14 protein-coding genes and 1 pseudogene are annotated in these 19,225 nt (G+C 69.9%); 8 read left to right on the top strand and 7 right to left on the bottom strand.

Annotated elements, in window-relative coordinates:
* Positions 1-2,116: pullulanase-type alpha-1,6-glucosidase (gene pulA / locus RIV14_RS12235; RefSeq protein ID WP_309325203.1), on the top strand; the 2,116-nt coding region annotated here is incomplete at its 5' end.
* Between the two features lie 218 nt (positions 2,117-2,334).
* On the opposite strand, the gene RIV14_RS12240 is transcribed toward pulA, so the two are convergent.
* Positions 2,335-3,069, bottom strand: coding sequence for a response regulator (locus tag RIV14_RS12240; protein ID WP_075372983.1), 735 nt, complete (start codon positions 3,067-3,069; stop codon positions 2,335-2,337).
* 26 nt (positions 3,070-3,095) lie between these two features.
* Complete coding sequence (locus RIV14_RS12245) at positions 3,096-4,748, bottom strand: sensor histidine kinase (RefSeq protein ID WP_081381868.1); 1,653 nt, start codon at positions 4,746-4,748, stop codon at positions 3,096-3,098.
* 143 nt (positions 4,749-4,891) lie between these two features.
* Here RIV14_RS12245 and RIV14_RS12250 point away from each other — a divergent pair, with 143 nt between their 5' ends.
* Genes RIV14_RS12250 through RIV14_RS12260 form a run of 3 tightly spaced genes read left to right on the top strand, consistent with a single transcriptional unit; the run spans position 4,892 to position 7,982 of the window.
* A complete protein-coding gene (locus RIV14_RS12250) occupies positions 4,892-6,112 on the top strand; it encodes an ABC transporter ATP-binding protein (protein WP_256699329.1) in 1,221 nt (406 codons plus the stop codon).
* The gene (locus RIV14_RS12255) at positions 6,112-7,029 is read left to right on the top strand and encodes an ABC transporter permease (RefSeq protein WP_178387894.1); all 918 of its coding nucleotides are present in this window, start codon (positions 6,112-6,114) and stop codon (positions 7,027-7,029) included. The genes RIV14_RS12250 and RIV14_RS12255 overlap by 1 nt, the downstream gene beginning before the upstream one ends.
* A gap of 5 nt (positions 7,030-7,034) precedes the next feature.
* The gene (locus tag RIV14_RS12260; protein WP_081381869.1) at positions 7,035-7,982 is read left to right on the top strand and encodes an ABC transporter permease; all 948 of its coding nucleotides are present in this window, start codon (positions 7,035-7,037) and stop codon (positions 7,980-7,982) included.
* A 200-nt stretch (positions 7,983-8,182) separates the two neighbouring features.
* Here the strand turns inward: RIV14_RS12260 and RIV14_RS12265 are convergent, their stop codons facing one another.
* Together RIV14_RS12265 and RIV14_RS12270 are read right to left on the bottom strand one after the other, a co-directional pair.
* Positions 8,183-8,596, bottom strand: a complete 414-nt coding sequence (locus RIV14_RS12265) for a winged helix-turn-helix domain-containing protein (RefSeq protein ID WP_075373004.1) — start codon at positions 8,594-8,596, stop codon at positions 8,183-8,185.
* Position 8,597: 1 nt separating this feature from the next.
* Positions 8,598-9,251: a hypothetical protein gene (locus RIV14_RS12270; RefSeq protein WP_075372985.1), complete on the bottom strand. Its 654-nt coding sequence runs from the start codon at positions 9,249-9,251 to the stop codon at positions 8,598-8,600.
* A gap of 158 nt (positions 9,252-9,409) precedes the next feature.
* Here RIV14_RS12270 and RIV14_RS12275 point away from each other — a divergent pair, with 158 nt between their 5' ends.
* Both RIV14_RS12275 and RIV14_RS12280 read left to right on the top strand, forming a co-directional pair.
* Positions 9,410-12,382, top strand: a complete 2,973-nt coding sequence (locus RIV14_RS12275) for a lysylphosphatidylglycerol synthase transmembrane domain-containing protein (protein WP_075372986.1) — start codon at positions 9,410-9,412, stop codon at positions 12,380-12,382.
* Positions 12,383-12,445: 63 nt separating this feature from the next.
* Positions 12,446-12,562, top strand: a pseudogene (locus RIV14_RS12280) (LuxR C-terminal-related transcriptional regulator); the annotation flags it as partial.
* A gap of 372 nt (positions 12,563-12,934) precedes the next feature.
* Here RIV14_RS12280 and RIV14_RS12285 read toward each other — a convergent pair.
* The 3 genes from RIV14_RS12285 to RIV14_RS12295 all read right to left on the bottom strand — a co-directional run bounded on the left by RIV14_RS12285 (position 12,935) and on the right by RIV14_RS12295 (position 17,285).
* The gene (locus tag RIV14_RS12285) at positions 12,935-14,815 is read right to left on the bottom strand and encodes an alpha/beta hydrolase (protein WP_075372987.1); all 1,881 of its coding nucleotides are present in this window, start codon (positions 14,813-14,815) and stop codon (positions 12,935-12,937) included.
* 137 nt (positions 14,816-14,952) lie between these two features.
* On the bottom strand, positions 14,953-15,819 hold the full coding sequence (locus tag RIV14_RS12290) for an inositol monophosphatase family protein (protein ID WP_075372988.1): 867 nt from the start codon (positions 15,817-15,819) through the stop codon (positions 14,953-14,955).
* On the bottom strand, positions 15,816-17,285 hold the full coding sequence (locus RIV14_RS12295) for an amino acid permease (protein WP_178387895.1): 1,470 nt from the start codon (positions 17,283-17,285) through the stop codon (positions 15,816-15,818). Before RIV14_RS12295 ends, RIV14_RS12290 begins: the two co-directional genes overlap by 4 nt.
* A gap of 80 nt (positions 17,286-17,365) precedes the next feature.
* Between RIV14_RS12295 and RIV14_RS12300 the strand changes: the two genes are divergently transcribed.
* Positions 17,366-19,048: a DUF2079 domain-containing protein gene (locus RIV14_RS12300; protein WP_075372989.1), complete on the top strand. Its 1,683-nt coding sequence runs from the start codon at positions 17,366-17,368 to the stop codon at positions 19,046-19,048.
* The coding region (locus RIV14_RS12305) for a hypothetical protein (protein WP_309325204.1) at positions 19,041-19,225 on the top strand (185 nt) is incomplete at its 3' end. The genes RIV14_RS12300 and RIV14_RS12305, both read left to right, overlap by 8 nt.

Consider the following 19,225-nt stretch of genomic DNA (forward strand, 5'->3'; position numbering starts at 1 on the left):
GAGCCGGCCCGGCGCCCCCATCGGCGCCGGCTGCCAGTACCTGTGGGAGGTGCGGGTCTACGTGCCCTCCACTCGGCGCGTGGAGACCAACGTCGTCACCGACCCCTACTCGACGGCGCTGACGACGGACTCGACCCGCTCGGTCGCCGTCGACCTGGCCGACCCGCGCCTGGCCCCCGAACGGTGGGCCACCACCCGGGCGCCGGCGGTCCGCAACGACTCGGCCCGCAGCATCTACGAGCTCCACCTGCGGGACTTCTCCGCCGCCGACGGCACCGTCCCGCCCGAGCTGCGCGGCACCTACCGGGCCTTCACGGTGGCCGGCTCGGCGGGCGTGCGCCACCTAGCCGAGCTAGCCCAGGCCGGCATGAACACGATCCACCTACTGCCCACCTTCGACATCGCCACCATCCCCGAGCACCGCGGCTCCCAGCGCGCCCCGAACATCCCCACCGGCGCACACCCGGCCTCAACCGACCAGCAGGCCGCCGTCGCGGAGGTGGCCGACGACGACGCCTACAACTGGGGCTACGACCCGCTTCACTGGGGCGCCCCCGAGGGCTCCTATGCGACCGAGGGCCACCAGGACGGCGGGGCGCGCGTCGTCGAGTTCCGCGAGATGGTGGGGGCCCTGCACGACCTGGGCCTCCAGGTGGTCCTCGACCAGGTCTACAACCACACGGCCGCCTGCGGGCAAGATCCGCGCAGCGTCCTGGACCGGGTGGTGCCGGGCTACTACCACCGCCTTGACGCCGTCGGGCGGGTGACGAGCTCGACCTGCTGCGCCAACACAGCCACGGAGAACGCCCTGTGCGCGCGCCTCATGGTCGACTCGGTGGTGCGCTGGGCGCGCTGGTACCGAGTCGACGGTTTCCGCTTCGACCTCATGGGCCACCACCCGCGCGCCGTCATGGAGCGCGTGCGGGCGGCCCTGGACGAGCTGACGCTGGAGGCCGACGGCGTCGACGGCCGCTCCCTCTACCTGTACGGGGAGGGCTGGAACTTCGGGGAGGTCGCGGGCAACGCCCTGTTCGTGCAAGCCACCCAGGGTCAGCTCGACGGCACCGGGATCGGCGCCTTCAACGACCGCCTGCGCGACGCCGTCCACGGCGGGAGCGCCTTCGACCCCGACCACCGCGTCTTCCAGGGCTTCGGCACCGGCCTGCTCACTCAGCCCAGCGGCCTGGACCACCGCAGCTGGCACGAGCAGTCGGCGGACCTGGCCCACCGCACCGACCTGGTGCGCTTAGGGCTGGCGGGCAACCTCAAGGACTACGTCATGACGATCTCGGACGGGTCGGTGCGCCGCGGCATCGACCTCATCCACAACGGGGCGCCGGCGGCCTTCGCCTCCCACCCCCAGGAGAACGTCAACTACGTCGACGCCCACGACAACGAGACGCTCTACGACCTGCTGGCCTACAAACTGCCCCAGGGCATGCCGGTGGCCGAGCGGGTGCGGATGAACACGGTGTGCCTGGCCACGGTGACGCTGGCGCAGTCGCCGGCCTTCTGGAGCGCGGGCACTGAGCTGCTGCGCAGCAAGTCCCTGGACCGGGACTCCTACAACTCCGGGGACTGGTTCAACGCCATCGACTTCACGGGGCAGTCCAACGGTTTCGGTCGGGGCCTGCCACCGGCCAGCCGCAACGAGGGCTCCTGGGGCATCCAGGGGCCGCTGCTGCAGGACGACTGGCTGCGGCCCTCGCCCGAGGAGATCGCCGCGGCCTGCTCCCAGGCCCTGGACCTGCTGCGGCTGCGCGCCTCGACGCCGCTGTTCGCCCTGGGCTCGGCCCGCCTCATCCAGGACAAGCTGAGCTTCCCGGGGTCGGGCTTCGGGGCGCCGGCGGGAGTGATCGCCATGCTCATCGACGACACCCGGGGCGGGTGCGACGTGGACCCCGAGCTCGACGCCGTCCTGGTGGTCTTCAACGCCTCGGGACAGACGCTCACTCAGCCGCTGCCCGAGCTGGCGGGCCGGGACTTCCGCCTCTGCCCCATTCAGACCGAGGGGGCCGATGAGGTGGTGCGCCGTACCGGTTTCGACCGCGCCAGCGGCACGATCTCGGTGCCGGCGCGCACCGTGGCCGTCCTGGTGCAGCCCCAGAGCCGCTGAGACAGCAACTGCGCCCGGCCGTGGCTCAACATCGAGGAAAACTGTCACTTTTGGCGACTATTCCCCGGCCCTCACCGCTCTGCTGCAACCGGTAAACCGTCCTGACCTGGGCATATGCCCGCAAGCCTTGGACGACTGAGGAGCAGATCGGCCCTAAAAGTCGCCCACAGTGACACAAAGCGGTTCCGGGCGGCTGATTCACAGGGCATGCGCGGGTATCAGCCCCCACCTAAGACGTCATCGGGGTCGACAACGCCGCCGCGCAGGGCCAGCAGCACCAGCTGGACCCGGTCGCGGCAGCCGGTCTTGGACAGCAGGTGGCTCACGTGGGTCTTGACCGTGGGCATGGACAACCACTCCCTGTCGCAGATCTCCTGGTTGGTCAGACCCATGGCGATAAGCGCCAGAATCTCGCGCTCGCGCTGAGTCAGGGCTGCGACCCGCTGAGAGGCCTCCGCCACCCGGACCGCCTCGACCGAGTCCTCAGAGGCATGGCGTCCGGCCCCATCCCCGACTCGCCTCCCGCTGACCTGCCCGGTGCGCACGGCGGTGAGCAGCCGGCGAGTGGGTCCCGGGGAGATAACGGAGTCGCCGTCGTGGACGGTGCGGATCGCGGCGATGAGGTCCTGTGGCGGGGTGTTCTTAAGCAGGAAACCGGCCGCACCGGCCTCGATGGCGCCCATGACGTAGCCGTCGGTGTCGAAGGTGGTCAGGATAACGACCCGCCCGGTGGTCCCTCGGGCCATGAGCTCGCGGGTAGCGGCCAGGCCGTCGAGGCCCGGCATCTGCACGTCGAGGAGGAGGACGTCGACCGGGTCGGTGGCGTTGCGCGCAAGCGCTTCCTTGCCGTTGACTGCCCGCCAGACGACCTCCATATCCGGCTGCGCTCCCAGCAGCATGGCCAGCCCCATGGTGAACAGCGGCTCGTCGTCAGCCAGACCCAGGCGAATCACAGGCACCTCCCCTTCTTGACGTCGACTCACCGGAAGTATCCGCTCTCCGGGTACAGCCTGTGCGGTTTTGTGCCGACGAAGTACCGACGGCGCCCTGCGAGGTTCGCCATATCAGAGTGATTGGCTCTCACTGTGGGGATGGGGAGCTCTGCCCTCACCCGCCATCCCCCCTCAGTGGTTGGCTCAGCGACGAAGGAGCCGCCGAGGTCGGTGACCCGGTCACGCATGCCAATGAGGCCGAAGCCGCGGTGCCTCGTGCCTTCGGAGACGCTCACCGCGGGGCGGAGCACTGTGGCCGACTCGTGCGGCGCCTCCGCCGGCACGGCGTCCGTCTGCTCCCCGATGTTCTGGCGATACAAACAGTCGTCAGTCCTCTGCGCAGGGTCCGTGTCTTCGGCCGGCGACTCCGGGGCCGGGGCGTTCTCGATGACGAGTGTGACACAGCCCGTCTCGGTGTGCAGCGAGACGGTCGTGGCCGCCCCGGGAGCGTGACGCAGCACGTTGGTCAGTGACTCCTGGGCCACCCGGCGGAGGACCTGCGCTACCGCCGCGGGGATCCGGTCGGTCGAGTCGGTCCCCAAGGTGACGGGAAGTCCCGCGCGCCGCGCCTGACGCACCGGTTCGCACAGAAACTCCATCTCACGGTCATGACCCGACGCCGCCACATCGCTCCCGGCCAAGGCACCGATATCGGCATCGACAGTTTCGACGGTGTCGCCGGAAGCCCCGGAGCCGGCACCGCTATCGCTGCTAGAGCGATCGTCGCGGTCAGCACCGTCGCCGGCGGCAGCGCCACCGTCGGCGTCGGAGCGCAGCATGTCGACCAGGGCGTGCACCTCATCCACAGAGCGGCGGGAGGTCTCGCCGATGACGGCCAGGGCCTCATCGGCGGCAGCCGGGTCGGTGGCCAGGATGGCGCGGGCGCCCTCTGCCTGCATCGCGATGACGGTGAGACTGTGCCCGAGCAGATCATGGACGTCGCGGGCGATGCGCTGCTGGGTCTCAATCACTGCGAGACGCCGCTCGGTGGCCTGCTGCGCCTCGAGCACCGCGGCCCGTTCGAAGGCCTGGTTGTAGCGGTCACGGCTACGACGGCGCGCGGAGCCGACGAAGGCCGCCACCGAGACCAGCAGCCAGGCGTTGGCGAGAAGGATGAGCCGTCCGGAACCCGCGTGGACCTGGTCACCGATGAGCTCGTGCGCCCGCGTCGCCGCCACCGCCGCCCCCACCAGCTCGAGAACGAGTCCCACCCACCGCCACGGAGCCTCCAGGCGGGACTGCGTCGTCTCCACCGCGATCACGCCCGTCACGACGAAGAAGATGGAGAAATCAACGAACACCACGAGGTGCGCGCTCAGGCAGATGCCGGCCACGACGACGAAGAGCAGCGGCGAGTGGCGTCTCACCACCATGACCAGCGCGCAAGCCACCGCCAGAAGGAAATAGAGCGCCGGTGCCACGCCCGAAGCGGGCCCGCCTGCCGCCTCTGGCCGACCGATGGGCGACAGAAAGAAGAAGGCCAGAGCGATAACGACGTCCGACGTGGTTGTCCACGGACCCGAGCTCGGGGCGCGCCAGGCGGCCGGAATCGGGTCCGCCGGTGGCACGCGCCCGGCTGACGACGGCGCAGGCACCGCCGAGTCCACCCGCACACAGTCGCCACGTCCCCGTATTCTCATGCCTGAACCGTACCGTCGCAGCCACGCGCCCCGGAGGCCACCGTCAGGATTTCATACCCGGGTACGAGCCGCTCCAGCATGTCGACCCAGGAAGCAGACCACAGGCTGATGATTGCCCGTACCGGGGCGAGCAGGCTGATCCCATGACTGCTTCACACCGCTTCCCACCAGCACCGACCGCACTATCGCAACCCCCGATGACACCCTCCGGTACTCCCGCGCCGCCGGCCGCCTCGCGCCCCTTCCTCCGGCTGCGCCCCGACGCCGGCACTCCCACAGCGACCTCGACACCCGGCGCCGGCTCCCCCAGCGCCGCCCCCGCCCAGCCGGCTCCCCACTCTCAGGCGGCTGCCCCCCTCTCCGCCACGGCCGACGACGCCGTCGTCCTGACCCGTGACCTCACCAAGACCTTCGGCAGGCGCACCGTCGTCGAGGGCCTCAACCTCGTAGTGCCGCGCGGGAGCGTCTACGGCTTCCTGGGCCCCAACGGCTCGGGCAAGTCGACCACGATGAAGATGCTGCTGGGGCTGCTGGCTCCCACGCGCGGGCAGATCCGCGTACTCGGGCAGCCCTTCACCCCGGCCACGCGCGCCACGATCATGTCGCGCACCGGCTCGATGATCGAGAACCCGCCCGGCTACGGTCACCTCACGGGCATGGAGAACATGCGGATTGCCGCCAAGATGCAGGGCCTGAGCGAGCAACAGGTCAACCGCGCCCTCGCGCTCGTGCGCCTGACCGAGCACAAGGACCGCCTGGTGCGCACCTACTCACTCGGAATGAAGCAGCGCCTCGGGATCGCACTGGCGCTGGCGCGCGAGCCCGAGCTGCTCATCCTCGATGAGCCCACCAACGGCCTGGACCCGGCCGGTATCGAGGAGGTGCGCCGGCTGCTGGTCAAGCTCGCCGGCGAGGGCGTCACCGTCATGGTCTCCAGCCACCTGCTCGACGAGATCGACCGCATGGCCTCCACGCTCGGCATCCTGTCGGGCGGGCGCCTCGTCTTCCAGGGCACGCGCGCCGAGCTCATGGAGCGCTCGGTGCCGGACATCCTCGTCGTCACCCCGACGCCGCAGGCCGTCCTGGACCCACAGGTCCTGGCCGGGCTCGTACCGGCGCAGGCACTCGCGGCGTCAACGGCGGCCGACTTCCCTAACCCGGCCGCCGTTCCTGTCACCGGCACTGTCGCCAGCCCAACGCTGACGCCACAGGGCGTACGCATCCCGGGAATGTCGAAGGAAGCGGTCGCCGAGCTCATCAGCCGGCTGGTCGCCGCGGGCGTCGAGCTGCACGAGGTGCGCCGCGAGGCCCAGAGCCTCGAGGACGTCTTCATGGACCTCACCAGCCGGGGAGGTGTGCTGTGATGACCAGCGCCGCGCTCTCCCCCGCCCTGCCCCCAACCGCAGCCGGAACCGACGGCCGACAAGGCGGCACCCAGGCCTGGCCTGCCCCCGCGCCCGGCACCCTGACGTCGGGCCGCAGCCCGCACCACTCGCATGACTCAGCCACGCCAGGCTTTCTCAGGTCGGTCGGCGTCGAGCTTCTCAAGATGCACCGGCTGCGGGTACTGCTGATCGCGATCCTGCTCGCCATCGCCTCGGTGGCGATGAGCAGCACCAACCTGTTCAGCCAGTCGACGATCAGGTCCCTCGACAACCCGGCCGCCAAGCCATGGGCGATGCTGCTGCTGGGTACTGCTTTCGTCAACGCGATGACCGGCACGGTCTTCGTCGCGGTTCTCGCCAGTCGGCAGACCGATATCGAGCACAGCGGGGCCGGGTGGAACCTGGCCGCCACCTCGGGCCTGACGCCCGGGGCACTGTGCCGGGTCAAGCTCGCGGCGCTGACACTCCTCATCGCACCGACCGTCGTCCTCCAGAACTCTGCCCTCATCATCTTCGGCCGCATCATGGGCATCAGTGTCCCGCTCGACGTCGGCCCCTGGGTCACCTACACGCTTCTGCTCGCGCTGGTGAACACGGCGATGTGTGCCTACCACCTGTGGCTCGCGGCCGTGGTGGAGAACCAGCTGGTCGTCATGAGCGTGGGGCTACTGGGGGGCTTCATCGGCATCTACATGCTGCTCTCACCACCAGCCCTGGCGCGTCTACTGCCTTGGGGCTACTACGCCATCATCACGCCCGCGAAAGTGTCCATGGTGGACAGCCACGCCGTCTACGAGTACCTCCAGGTCCCCATGGGCTGGGTCGCGGGCTTTCTCGTCCTGACCGCCGTCATCTTCACTGTCGTAACCCGCCGGCTCGACCGGATCGAGAGGTGATCTCCATGAGTACACCCGCCCACACCCCCACCATGCTCCGCGGCGCCGACTCCAGCGCCCGACCCGCCCCAGCCGACTCCAGCGCCCAACCCGCCCCGACCAACTCCAGCGCCCAACCCGCCCCAGCCGACTCCAGCGCCCGACCCGCCCCGGCCGTGCCCACGGCACCGGGCCGCAGCGGTGGCGGTAGCCGAAGCGGCTTCACCTCCCTGCTGGCCGCCGAGGCCATCAAGCTCAGGCGCTCCTCGGCATGGGTCATCGCCGTTCTACTGCCGCTTCTGGCCGTCATCACAGGCACGGTCAACTTCATCATGAATCGCAGCTCGCTCCACCAGGGGTGGGTGTCGCTGACCTCGCAGATCACCCTCTTCTACTCGATGATGTTCTGCTCGCTGGGAGTGGCCCTGCTGGCCTCGACCGTGTGGCGCGTGGAGCACCGGGGCACCAGCTGGAACGCGATGCGCACCACCCCGCACTCTCCGACGGCTGTGGCACTGGCCAAAACCCTGGTCATCCTCGCCCCGGTCCTGGCCATGCAGAGCGTCCTGCTGGCGCTGACCTGGTTGGCGGGCATCACCGTCGCGGACTTGGGGCCGGCAATACCAGCAGCCTTCGTCGCCTCCGGCCTGCTGGCCATCCTGGGCGCGCTGCCACTGGTCGCGATGCAGTCGCTGCTGAGCATGCTCATGCGTTCCTTCGCCGCACCCGTGGCGGTCGCCTTCCTCGGCTGCGTCATGGGCTTCGGCCTCCTGGCGAGTCAGAACCCCCTGGCATACGCCGTCCCTCAGGGAATCCTCAGCAAAACCCTGACCCTAGGATCGTCGGCCGTGTCGACGGCCGGGAGTCTTGACGCGGCGAGCATGCTTCCGCTCGTGTTCGCCATTGTCTGCATCGGCGCGGTCATGTGGGGCCTGCTGGCCCTCGTCGCCCGCCGTACCGGCGGCGTGCGCTAGCAGATCGGCCCAGTGCACCCACCCAGCGCCGTCGAGAACGTATATTTCCATCCAGAACTGCGTTTTCCCGCAGACGACTGAGGGCAGATCTCAGTCGTCTGCGGGAAAAGTACGTCCCCGGCGAAAAACGCAGTCGCCGACGGCGTCTCTCCGAAGCGGCCCGCAGCGCGACCGCTCCGCCCTCACCCGCCCTCGGGCCGTCAGGCGTCGAGCAGGGCACGCAGGTTGCGCACGTACCGCTCGAAGGCGACCCGCCCCTCGGGGGTCAGCGCCAGGTACGTGGCGGGACTGCGCCCGGAGTAGGTCTTGTTCTGCTGCACATAGCCCGCCCCCTCCAGCTTGGACAGGTGCGTGGACAGGTTGCCGGCCGTCATGTCCAGCAGCTCGCGCAACCTCGGGAAGTGCAGCTCGTCGCCAACAGGCACGGCGGCCAGGGTCGCCATGATCCGTAGGCGGGCCTGGGCGTGAATGACGGGGTCAATGTCGACGGTGGAGGCCGTCGCGGCAGCGGAGGCTTCAGCGCCGGCACCCACACCGGCCGGCTCCGCCGACTCCTCCGCCCCACCGGCACTTTCCTGCCCCTCAGGCCGCTGCGCCCGCACCCCTCCGGTCATGTCACGCACCTCGCTTCGATCCTGCGGCAGCAGCGACAACAGCGGCCACCAGCATGCCGCCCCCACCAGCCACGGACATGATCCACCAAGCCCAGGGCATCCCGACAATCGTGACCACCAGGGTGACCAGGAGGATCCAGCCGCCCAGAACCCCCATGACCGCCTCATTCCACAGTGCGGCGCTCATGAGGAAGATGACGCCGACGACGAGGCAGGGCACGGCGTTGGACACGACACCGGCGACCTCGTTGGCTTCACTCGTGTTGAGGGTGGCCAGGAAGGCATTGACCCGACTGAGGATGAGGGCGCCCAGTGGCATCCCGAGGAACCAGGCGAGACTGTAGTAGGTGCCCTCGCGGTTGCTCCGGCCGCGGATGCCGCGCGCCTTGGGGACGATATAGGCGAAGGTGAACAGCAGGGCCGCCGCGAGGCAGCCGTAGAAGAACAGGTACGGCGCGATCGGCAGGCTGTAGTCCGCCCTGCGGTAGAGGGCCAGGGCGGCGTAGCCGATCAGCCAGGCCAGCCCCCAGGCGATCAGGAGCGGGGTCGCCTTGATCCTGTGCCGCTTGAGAAAGGCGCTCCGCTGGGCCTCAACGACGGCGAGGGCCTCATCGGGCCCCGCCGGAACCTTCTGATCCTCAGTGACCGCACTCATGGTGAACCTCCTCGTCAACGAAGGTTTGTGTTTCAAACCATTTCCAGGATAGCGCCCCTTGGTTTGCACTGCAAACTACTTTGAATGAGCTACCCTCGCCGCGCGATTCCTTCCGGCGTAGGAGGGTCCGCCCAGGCTCTCCCCCTAGAATCGGCGTCATGACAGATGCGGCACCAGGTTCGCCCCCACCAGCCGGCGACCTCGACCACACCTCGACGCTCACCGAGCCACCCGGCGAGTCCCCCACCGCCGTCGCCCAGCAAGCATCTGCGGCCGCCCCGTCGGCCGCCTCCGCGGCTTCCACACCCTCCGCGCGCTCAGCCGAGTCGACCTCCACCTCGCCGGTCGGCATCCCCGTCATCGGGGTCACCCCCATGGCCGAGCCCACCCCGACCCCCGGCCCCACCGCCCCCTGCTCGACGACGCTCCTGGTGGACACCACCGCGCACCGCCTGCGCCGCACCGAGGACCTGCTCGACCTGGCACTGACGCTCCTGGGCATCTTCGCCGTCCTCGTCCTGGCGATCTACGCCCGCGAGACCACCACCGGCGTCACCCAAGACGTCCAGAACGCCCTGGCGGTGGTGCTGCGCCGCATCCTCGTCTTCCCCCTGCAGACCATTGAGGGCCTGGCCACCTTCATCGTGCCGCTGGCCGTCCTGCTGGACCGCCTCCTGCGTCGCTCCTGGCGCTCCTGCGGCCAGGCCGTCCTGTCGGGGATCGCCGGCTACGCGGTCGCCGTCGCCGCGATGACCGGCCTCGTGACCTGGGGCCCCACCGCCCTGGTCATGGGGCTGACAGTCACCGCCTCGGGCACCGCCCAGCTGGGCGTCTCCACGGTCTTCGCCTCCATGGCCGGCCTGCTCACGGGCGCCGGCGACCGCAACAGCTCCACCGTGATGCGCTCGGGCTGGGCGGCCCTGTGGGTGGTCCTGGGCATGGCGGTCCTGCGCGGCGCCCTGACCCTGCCGGGCGCGGTGCTGTCCCTGTTGCTGGGCCGCGTCGTCGGCCTGCTGGTGCGTTACGTCTTCGGTGTGGAGGACCGCCGCGCCCACGGGGTCACGCTCGTACGCGCCCTGCGCCGGGCCGGGATCGACGCCGTGCGCGTGGTCCGCATGGACCGCGCCCCCGAGACGCGCGCCTGGATCGTCACCACCGACGCCCCCCTGGGCTACACCGAGCAGGTCCGTGAGCAGGTGCGCGAGAACCCGCTGGGCTCGCCGGCGCAGGAGCCGGCGGGCCTCGAGCCCGCCACCGAGGACACCCCCACCCCCGCCGACGAGCAGGTCACCAACGCGACCACCGGGTCATCGGGCGCAGAGGCCGCCTCTCTCCTCGACTCGACGCCGCTGGACACGGCCGGGACCGGCAGCACCGAAGCACCGTCGGGCGCGAACACGATCAGGCCGGCCACCGACGTCAACCTGGCGGAGGTCCTGGCCGAGGCCTCCAGCGAGGCCCTGTCCCAGGAGCGGGCCTCGGTCCACCGCATGTACGCCGTGTGGGACTCGGCCGGTGAGCGCCGCAACGTCACCCTCCTCGACGCCGACCGACAGGTGGCCGGATTCCTCTCCAACATCTGGGACCAGATCCGCGTCAGGGGCCTGTCCCCCACCCGCGACCTGTCCCTGCGCCCGGCCGCCGAGCACGCCGCCCTCATGACGATGGAGGCTCGCCGCGCCCACGTGCGCACCCCCGGCCTGCTGGGGATGGCCGAGGCCGCCGAGTCCGTGCTGCTGGTGACCGACCACGTCGTCGGCGCCCGGTCCATCAGTGATCTGGGGGCCGAGGTGGACGACGACGTCCTGGACCAGCTGTGGAGCCAGCTCCAGCGCGCTCACGCCGCGGGGCTGGCGCACGGGAGCATCGACGCCTCGAGCGTCGTCGTCGATGAGTCCGGGCGGCTGTGGCTCCTGGACTGGGCCTCGGGCGAGACGATCTCCACCGAGCTCTCCCGCCGTGTGGACCTGGCTCAGGCCCTGGCGCTGACGGCGCTGGCGGTCGGTGCCCAGCGGGCCATCGACGCCGCCTCCCGCTCACTGACCACCGCGCAGCTGGCCTCGATCGCCCCCATGCTCCAGCGGGTGGTGCTGCCGCGCCAGACCCGCGAGGTCATGGGACGGCGCGGAGCAAGCCGGCAGGTCCTCCAGGATCTGCGCGACGCCCTCGTGGCACTGACCCCCACGGCCGACGCCGAGCCGGCCCGTCTCAACCGCTTCTCCACGCGCACCGTCCTCATGGCCGTGGTGGCCCTCGTAGCGGTGTGGACGCTGCTGGCCCAGCTGGACTTCCAGCAGGTCTCCGCCGCCGTCTCGCAGGCCAACATCTGGTGGATGCTGGCGGCCCTGATCTTCTCGGTGGCGACCTACGTGGGCGCGGGGCTCACGCTGGTGGCCTTCAGCCCCGAGCGGCTCTCCCTGTGGCGCTCCACCGAGGTGCACCTGGCCAGCGCCGTCGTCTCGCTGGTGGCCCCGGCCGGCGTGGGCGGGGCGGCCATCAACCTGCGCTTCCTCAATCGCAAGGGGGTGCCCACCGCGGTCGGCGTGGCCACGGTGGCCCTGGTCCAGGTGGTCCAGTTCATCGTCACCGTGGTGCTGCTCGTGGTGCTGGCGGCCATGACCGGCCAGTCGACGGGGCTGACCCTGCCGTCCGGTTGGGTGCTGGTCGCCGCGGGCGTCGTCGTCGTGGTGGCGGCGGTGGTCCTGACCATTCCCAAGGCCCGCACTTGGGCGTGGGCCAAGATCGAGCCCACCTACCGCCAGGTGTGGCCGCGGCTCGTGTGGGTCATGTCCAACCCGGTGCGCCTGGTGCTGGGGGTCGGCGGCGCGCTCATGCTGACCCTGTCCTACATCCTGTCCTTCAGTGCGAGCCTGTGGGCCTTCGGCTACACCGTGCCCTTCGCGGTCCTGGCCATCACCTACCTGGCCTCCAACACGGTGGGCTCGATCGTGCCCTCCCCCGGTGGTATCGGGCCAGTCGAGCTCGCCCTGACCGCCGGGCTCGTCGCCGCCGGCGTCCCCTACGGGGTGGCGCTGTCCACGGCGATCGTCTACCGCCTGGTGACCTTCTGGATCCCGATCCCGGTGGGCTGGCTCAGCCTCCAGCGCCTCCAGAAGGTCGGAGACCTGTAGGACAGGGCCCTGTCATGAAGGTGCCGTCGATGCGGGCCGGTCACGCCTGGGCGGAGGCGCCCACGCACCCCAGTCAGCGAGGCTACGGTCAAGACTCACGTATCCGCCATCATCGCCAAGCTCGGAGTCCAAGACCGGGTGGGCGCAGCGGTGTACACCCTGCAGCACAATCTGGTGTGATCGGACTTATCCAATCCGTCTATCCGGACGGTTGATTTACCTTGTAACCCAGGTAAGATACTCAGTGCACCATATCCAGGAAGGAAGAACGATGTTCAACCTCATTTTCTCACTTAACCCTGCCTCTTTCAGCAAAGATTTCGAATGGGGGAATTTTTGGGATTGGGCAGTCAGTTTCTGACCGGAATACACATGCTTGTTGCAGCAGACCCGGGCTGAGCGAGAAGCTCCGACAATGCCGCCTGAGCCGCCGTGCGTTCCTCCCGGGTGGTCGCCCCCGTGCAGCCCCGGTCGTCGAACGCACGCCCTCAGTGACAACAGCGGGCGGGCCGAGTGCACCTCGGCCCGCCCGCTGAGTCGTTGGCTACGCGTCTACTCGTTGCCATGGCAGGTCAGGCCCTTCTTGGGCATGGTGCCGGAGATCAGGTAGGCGTCGACGGCGTCGTTGACGCAGGAGGCATCGCCGCCGTAGGCGGTGTGCCCATTGCCCTCCCAGGTCAGCAGCTGGCCGGAGTCGAGCTGCTCGGCGAGGGACTTCGACCAGGCGTACGGGGTGGCCGGGTCCCCGGTGGTTCCCACCACGAGAATCGGCGCAGCACCGCGGGCATGGATCTGCGCGGGCTTGCGGGTCCCGTTGTGCCCCCACACGCTGCACACCAGGTCCATGCCGACCGCGGAGTCCGCGAAGATCGGGGCCTCGCGCTGGGCCTGCTCATACTGCGCGGCCCAGGTCGTCTTGTCGCCCTCCACCGGGTAGTCCAGGCAGGTGACGGCCTGGAAGGTACCGCCGCCGTCGTCCTTCGAGGAGGTGTCCTGCTCCTCGGAGGCCGCGAAGGCCGAGCCGTCGTGGTGGTTGATGGCCTGGTCGAGGGCCTTGTTCAGGGGCTCCCAGTTCTGCTCGGTGGTATAGAGGTACTCGCTCAGGGCGGCGACGATGTCCGAGCCGGTCACGGCGCGGTTCGGGTCACCGGTCGCCAGGGGCGTGCTGTTGGCGGAGGTGATGAGGTCACGGATCTGCTGGACTCCGGCGTCGGTGCCCCCGCTCAGCGGGCAGCCGGCGGAGTTCTGGCAGTAGTCGACGTAGGTGCGCAGCGCCTGCTCGAAGCCCTTGGCCTGCCCCAGCCCCTGCTCGGCGAGGGACAGGGAGGGGTCGATGGCGCCGTCGAGCACCATGCGGCCCGTGTTGCCGGGGAAGGTCTCGGCGTAGACGGAGGCGAGGTAGGTGCCGTAGGAGAAGCCCAGGTAGTTCAGCTTCTCCTGGCCGGCCAGCGCCCGCAGGATATCGAGGTCCCGGGCCGCGGAGACGGTATCGACGTGGTCGAGCAGGGCGGCGGGCTCAGTGTTGGAGGCGCACTGCTCGGCCAGCTCCTGGAAAGACTGCCGGGTCGACTCCGCCCATTCCTCGTAGGACTCGCCGCCCGAGGCGGTCCCGGCAGAGGCCTCCGCGGAGGGCTCAGTACCTGCCGACGGCGTGCCCGAGGCCGACGGCGAGGCCGTGGCCCCAGCCGAGGCGGAGGGCTCGGCGGTGCCGGAGGATGAGTCGTCGTCGCTGGAGCAGGTGATGGCCGTGGAGGAGCCGACCCCGCGTGGGTCGAAGCCGATGATGTCGTAGGCACTGAGCAGGTCGGGGCTGAAGGCGTTGCCCGCTCGCTCGGCGAAGGAGACCCCGGAGTCGCCGGGGCCACCGGGGTTGATGAACAGGGCGCCCTGGGCGTGGCCGCCGGTGGCGGCGCGCTTCTTCACGGCGATCGAGATGGTCTCGCCCTTGGGGTTGGCGTAGTCCAGGGGGACGGTGATGACGGCGCAGCTGAAGGTGGCCGTGTCGGTCTCCTCCTCGGAGGAGCCGGCCGTCCCGGTCGCGCCGCTCGCGCCGTCGGAGCTCGGGGTGGCGGTTGCCTGCGCCGAGGCCGTGGCGGCGGTCGTCGTGGAGGCGCTCGCCTGGGCGGTCTTGCCCGAGGCCTTCTCCATGCCGTCAGTGGCGGCGCAGGGGTACCAGTTGACGGCCTGGCGGTAGAAGGACTCCAGGCCGGAGGGAATCGGGCCCGGGACGGTGGCCGAGCCGCCCACTGCGGGGGCCAGTCCCGTCCCGCAGGCGCTCAGGCACCCGCCGACCAGGACCGCCAGCACACCGATGCTCGTGCGACGACGGCGCGGCGGGCCGCCCGTCTTCGAGGACTCCGCGGACGCCTGCGCCGCGATGGCGCGCCCTGAATCGACCGGACGCCGCCTTAGTGTTCTTGTCATGCGCGGCATCCTACGAATGCCACCTGTGTCCCCCGTATGCCCCGTGTGTTCGTAGGGTAGGTCGCCGGTTCGTACCCTGAACCCCCGAACGCGCGGCACAAGGTACGAACGCGCGAGGGCGGGCCCCTGGTCCGCCCCTGCAAGCCTCAGTCGCCGACGGCGCGCAGATACCCCAGCGCCTCGGCGTGGGCGGTCGGGGTGCCCACGAGGAGAGAGCCAGCGCGGCGCACATCGAAGGGCGCCCCGTCCATCCGGGTAAGGACCGCGCCGGTCTCGGCACACAACAGCGCACCGGCCGCAACGTCCCAGGGCTGGAGCCGCGGCTGGGCGTAGACGACCGCGCCGCCCGCAGCCACCTCCGCCATCTCCAGGGCGGCCGCCCCGTAGCAGCGCATGCCGCGCGAGACCTCAATGGCCCTCCCGATGCCCGCGTCCTGCGTGAGCTGGAAGTGGGCGATGAGCATGCCCTCGCTCAGGGGCAGGTCCTCCACCCACCCCAGCGCCCGCGGCGCCGCGTCGTCGGCGCCCGCCGACCCCACCAGAAGCGGCTGCACCCATGCGCCCCGCCCGCGGATGGCCGTGTAGAGCCGGTCGGCCACGGGGTCGGCGAGGACCGCCACCGTGGGCACGCCGTCGTCGACCAGGGCCAGGGAGATGGCCCAGTCGCGGTGGGTGGCCACGTAGTTGAGGGTCCCGTCGATGGGGTCGAGCACCCAGGCCCGCCCGCGGTAGGTCTCGAAGTCCTCGACGCGGTGCGCCTCCTCGCCGTGGACGGGGACACCAGTGGCCTCCAGGTGACCGGCGATGCGCTCCTCGACGCCGCGGTCGACCTGGGTGACCAGGTCGTTGCGGTGCGCCTTGGCCTCGATGCGCAGCTCCTCACCCGGGTTCAGGGCGAAGGCTGCCGCCTGGCGGACCGCAGCCACGCCGCAGGCGAGCAACTCCTCCAAGCAGGCCGACGACGTCGGTCCCTGTGAGGGCTTCGGTGTCACCGACCCACCACCGGCGCTCATGGCTGGGGCTCCTGGTGCCTGGAGAGCCGGCTACTGTGGACGAGCCAGGCCACGCCCAGCGTCACCAGCCACAGAGGGGCGGCGAAGAAGACCGCGATGCGGGTGTCGTGGGCCAGGGTGAGGGTCCAGATGACGAAGGCGAAGAAGGCCAGGCTCAGCCAGGCCGTCACGCGCCCACCGGGCAGGCGGAAGGCGCTGGCCTCGTGCAGCTCGGGCCGCAGGCTGCGGAAGCGCAGGTAGCTCACGACGATGATGCACCACACGAGGATGAACAGGACGATGGCCACCGACGTCACCTTCGTGAAGGCCGCGATGATGGACTGGGAGGTGTAGAGCAGCGGGATCGAGGTGAGCAGGAAGGCGCAGGTGAACACCAGGGAAGCACCCGGCACCGAGCGGGCGGTCAGCCTGCGGAAGACGTGGGGGGCGTTGCCCGCCCAGGACAGGCCGAAGAGCATCCGGGAGGTGGAGTAGACCCCGGAGTTGGTGGATGACGCCGCGGCCGTGAGCACCACGAAGTTGACGAGGCCGGCGGCCACGCCGAGTCCCGCCAGCGAGAACATGGCCACGAAGGGACTGTCCTCGGGGTTGATCTCCTGCCACGGCGTGACGGCCATGATGGCCGCAAGCGCCCCCAGGTAGAACAGAACGATGCGCATCGGGATCGCGTTGATGGCCCGCGGGAGAGTGACCTCCGGATCCTTGGCCTCGGCGGCCGCGGTCCCCACGAGCTCGGTGCCCACGAAGGCGAAGATGGCGATCTGGAAGGCCCCGAAAAACCCGCTCGCGCCCTTGGGGAAGAACCCGCCGCTCCAGATGTTGGAAATCTGGGCGTGGGCGCCGTTGGGCGCCGTGAAGCCCATCACGACCATGACGACGCCGACGGCAACGAGCGCCATAATGGCCACGATCTTGATGATGGAGAACCAGAACTCGATCTCCCCGAAGGCCTTGACGGTGGCGAGGTTGAGGAAGAACAGCAGGACCACGGTGACCACCGGCATGATCCACCGCGGCAGGTCCGGCCACCAGAAGTCCATGTATCCGGTGATGACGATGACCTCGACCACGGCCGTCACCAGCCAGCACACGTAGTAGGTCCAGCCCACGAAGAAGCCCGCCCACGGTCCGATGAGGTCGTGGGCGACGTCGGCGAAGGACTTGTAGGACAGGTTGGACAGCAGCACCTCACCCAGGGCCCGCATGACCAGGAAGAGGAAGAAGCCGATGATCGTGTAGACGAGGAACACACCGGGGCCGGCCAGGGAGATCGTCTTCCCCGACCCCATGAACAGCCCGGTTCCGATCGCCCCGCCGATGGCGATGAGCTGGACGTGGCGGTTGGTGAGGTGGCGCTGGAGCTGAGGCTCCGCGTCGTGGTCCACCATCTGGTCGAGGCCAGGCCGCTGAGACGGCGAGGACTCGGCCGCCGAGGCGGAATCGGCGGGCGTCGGCGTGAGGGGCATCTCGTCTCCTGATCGTGGGTGACGCCACGAGCCTAGCGCTACCAGGTTCATCCCCGATTCACACGGGTAGGCTCAGCGCCGTGAACCTCAAGGAGCAGATCCGCCACTCGATTCCGGCTGCGATCGTCGTCATCATCGGCGCCTGGGTGATGATCTACTACTCGATCGTCCAGTGGGAGGCGATGAAGCCGGTGCCCAGCTGGGACCTAGCGATCTTCTCCGAGCTGGCCAAGGCCTACGCCCACTTCCAGGCCCCGATCGTGCCGGTCAAGGCCGACGGGTACAACCTCCTGGGTGACCACTTCCACCCGATTCTCATTCTCCTCGGGCCGATCTGGCGGCTTTTCCCTACTCCCCTGAGCCTGCTCATCACTCAGGACCTGCTGCTGGCGTTCTCGGCCTGGCCGCTGACCCGCCTGGCCAGCCGGCTGACGAATCGGTGGGTGGCCGGTGGGCTGGGGCTCGTCTACGTCCTGTCCTGGGGGATGCAGGGGGCGGTGGCGGCGCAGTTCCATGAGATCGCCTTCGCGATGCCGATGCTGGCCTACGCCTCGGTGGCCTTCGTGGAGCGGCGCTGGGTGGCGGTGACGGCCTGGTCGGTGCCCCTGGTCCTGGTCAAGGAGGACATGGGGCTGACGGTGCTCATGATCGGGGTGGCCGTCATCCTGACCTCGGCGGTCCCGGCCTGGTACCGCACGTGCACGGTCATCGGGCCCGGTGGTCGCAGGACCGACGGTCCCGACGCGGCCGGTGGGGACGCCGCTGAGGACGATGTCGCCCGCAACCGGCAGCGCGGGCTGCGCCTGGGCGCGGGCATGGTCGTCGGCGGAATCGCGGCCTTCCTCTTCGCCACCCTGGTGTTCCTGCCGGCCTTCAACGTCAACGGGGTATGGGACTACGGGCTGGGCTCGCAGGACAAGCCCGCCTCACCTGACGCCCTGACCCAGAAGGCCACGGTGGTCGTCATGCTGATCCTCACCAGCGGGATCATCGGGGTGACCTCGCCGTGGCTGCTCGTGGTGCTGCCGACGCTGGCGTGGCGGTTCCTGGGGTCAGTGGAGTTCTACTGGGTGTGGGACAACTGGCACTACAACGCCACCCTCATGCCCATCGCGCTGGGGGCCCTGCTCGACGTCGTCGCCCGGCGCCGGGCGCAGGGCTCCTACGTGGCCGACCGCCCCGTCAGGCAGGTGGGGATCGATGGCCGAGCGGTCGTGGAGCCCTCAGCCCGGACCGCCGGGGATGCCAGCGCCGCCGATGAGTCCGACGTCGACGGCCCACGTCGTCGCCCGGCCGCCTTCCCCACGTGGCTCACGGTGCCGATGCGGCACCGCTTCGTGGTCGCCACGAGCATCCTCACCGCCGTAGCCACCGGGGTGCTCACCGCCCCCTACCTCCCGCTGTGGCAGGCCACTAACCAGAACTTCGACCCGCTCGCCGCCGAGGCCAAGCAGACCGACGAGGCGAAGAGAACCGAGACGCATCGGGTGGCCGTCGCCCACGAGGTCATCGCCACCATCCCCGAGGGAGCCACGGTGGTCACCGACCTGTCGCTGCTGGCCTACCTGGTGCCCCGGGCCGAGGTCTCCTGGATGGGCACGAGCGGACCCGACAAGGAGTACATCGTCATGACCCCGAGCAGCGCCAACCAGTGGGGCACCACCAATGCCGCCACCTGGGGCGAGCAGCACTCCCAGCAGGGGGCCAGCTACTCCCTCATCTTCAACAAGGACAACTACCAGATCGCCAAGCGCAATGGCTGAGGCCGACCCCGGCGCCGATGCCGGAACCCGCCACGCCTCCAGGGCCGGGGGTGCTCCCGCGCCGGGGACCGGAGTCGGGGCTGAGCCGGGGGCTGAACCGGCAGCGGGCGCCGCCTCCCTTTCGGCAGCCGACTCCCCGCCGGTGGCCGGGCGGGCCCCGTCGGTGTCCGTCTGCCT

Origin of the sequence: Actinomyces acetigenes (genome assembly GCF_031296635.1) — a bacterium.
Lineage (GTDB): Bacteria > Actinomycetota > Actinomycetes > Actinomycetales > Actinomycetaceae > Actinomyces > Actinomyces acetigenes.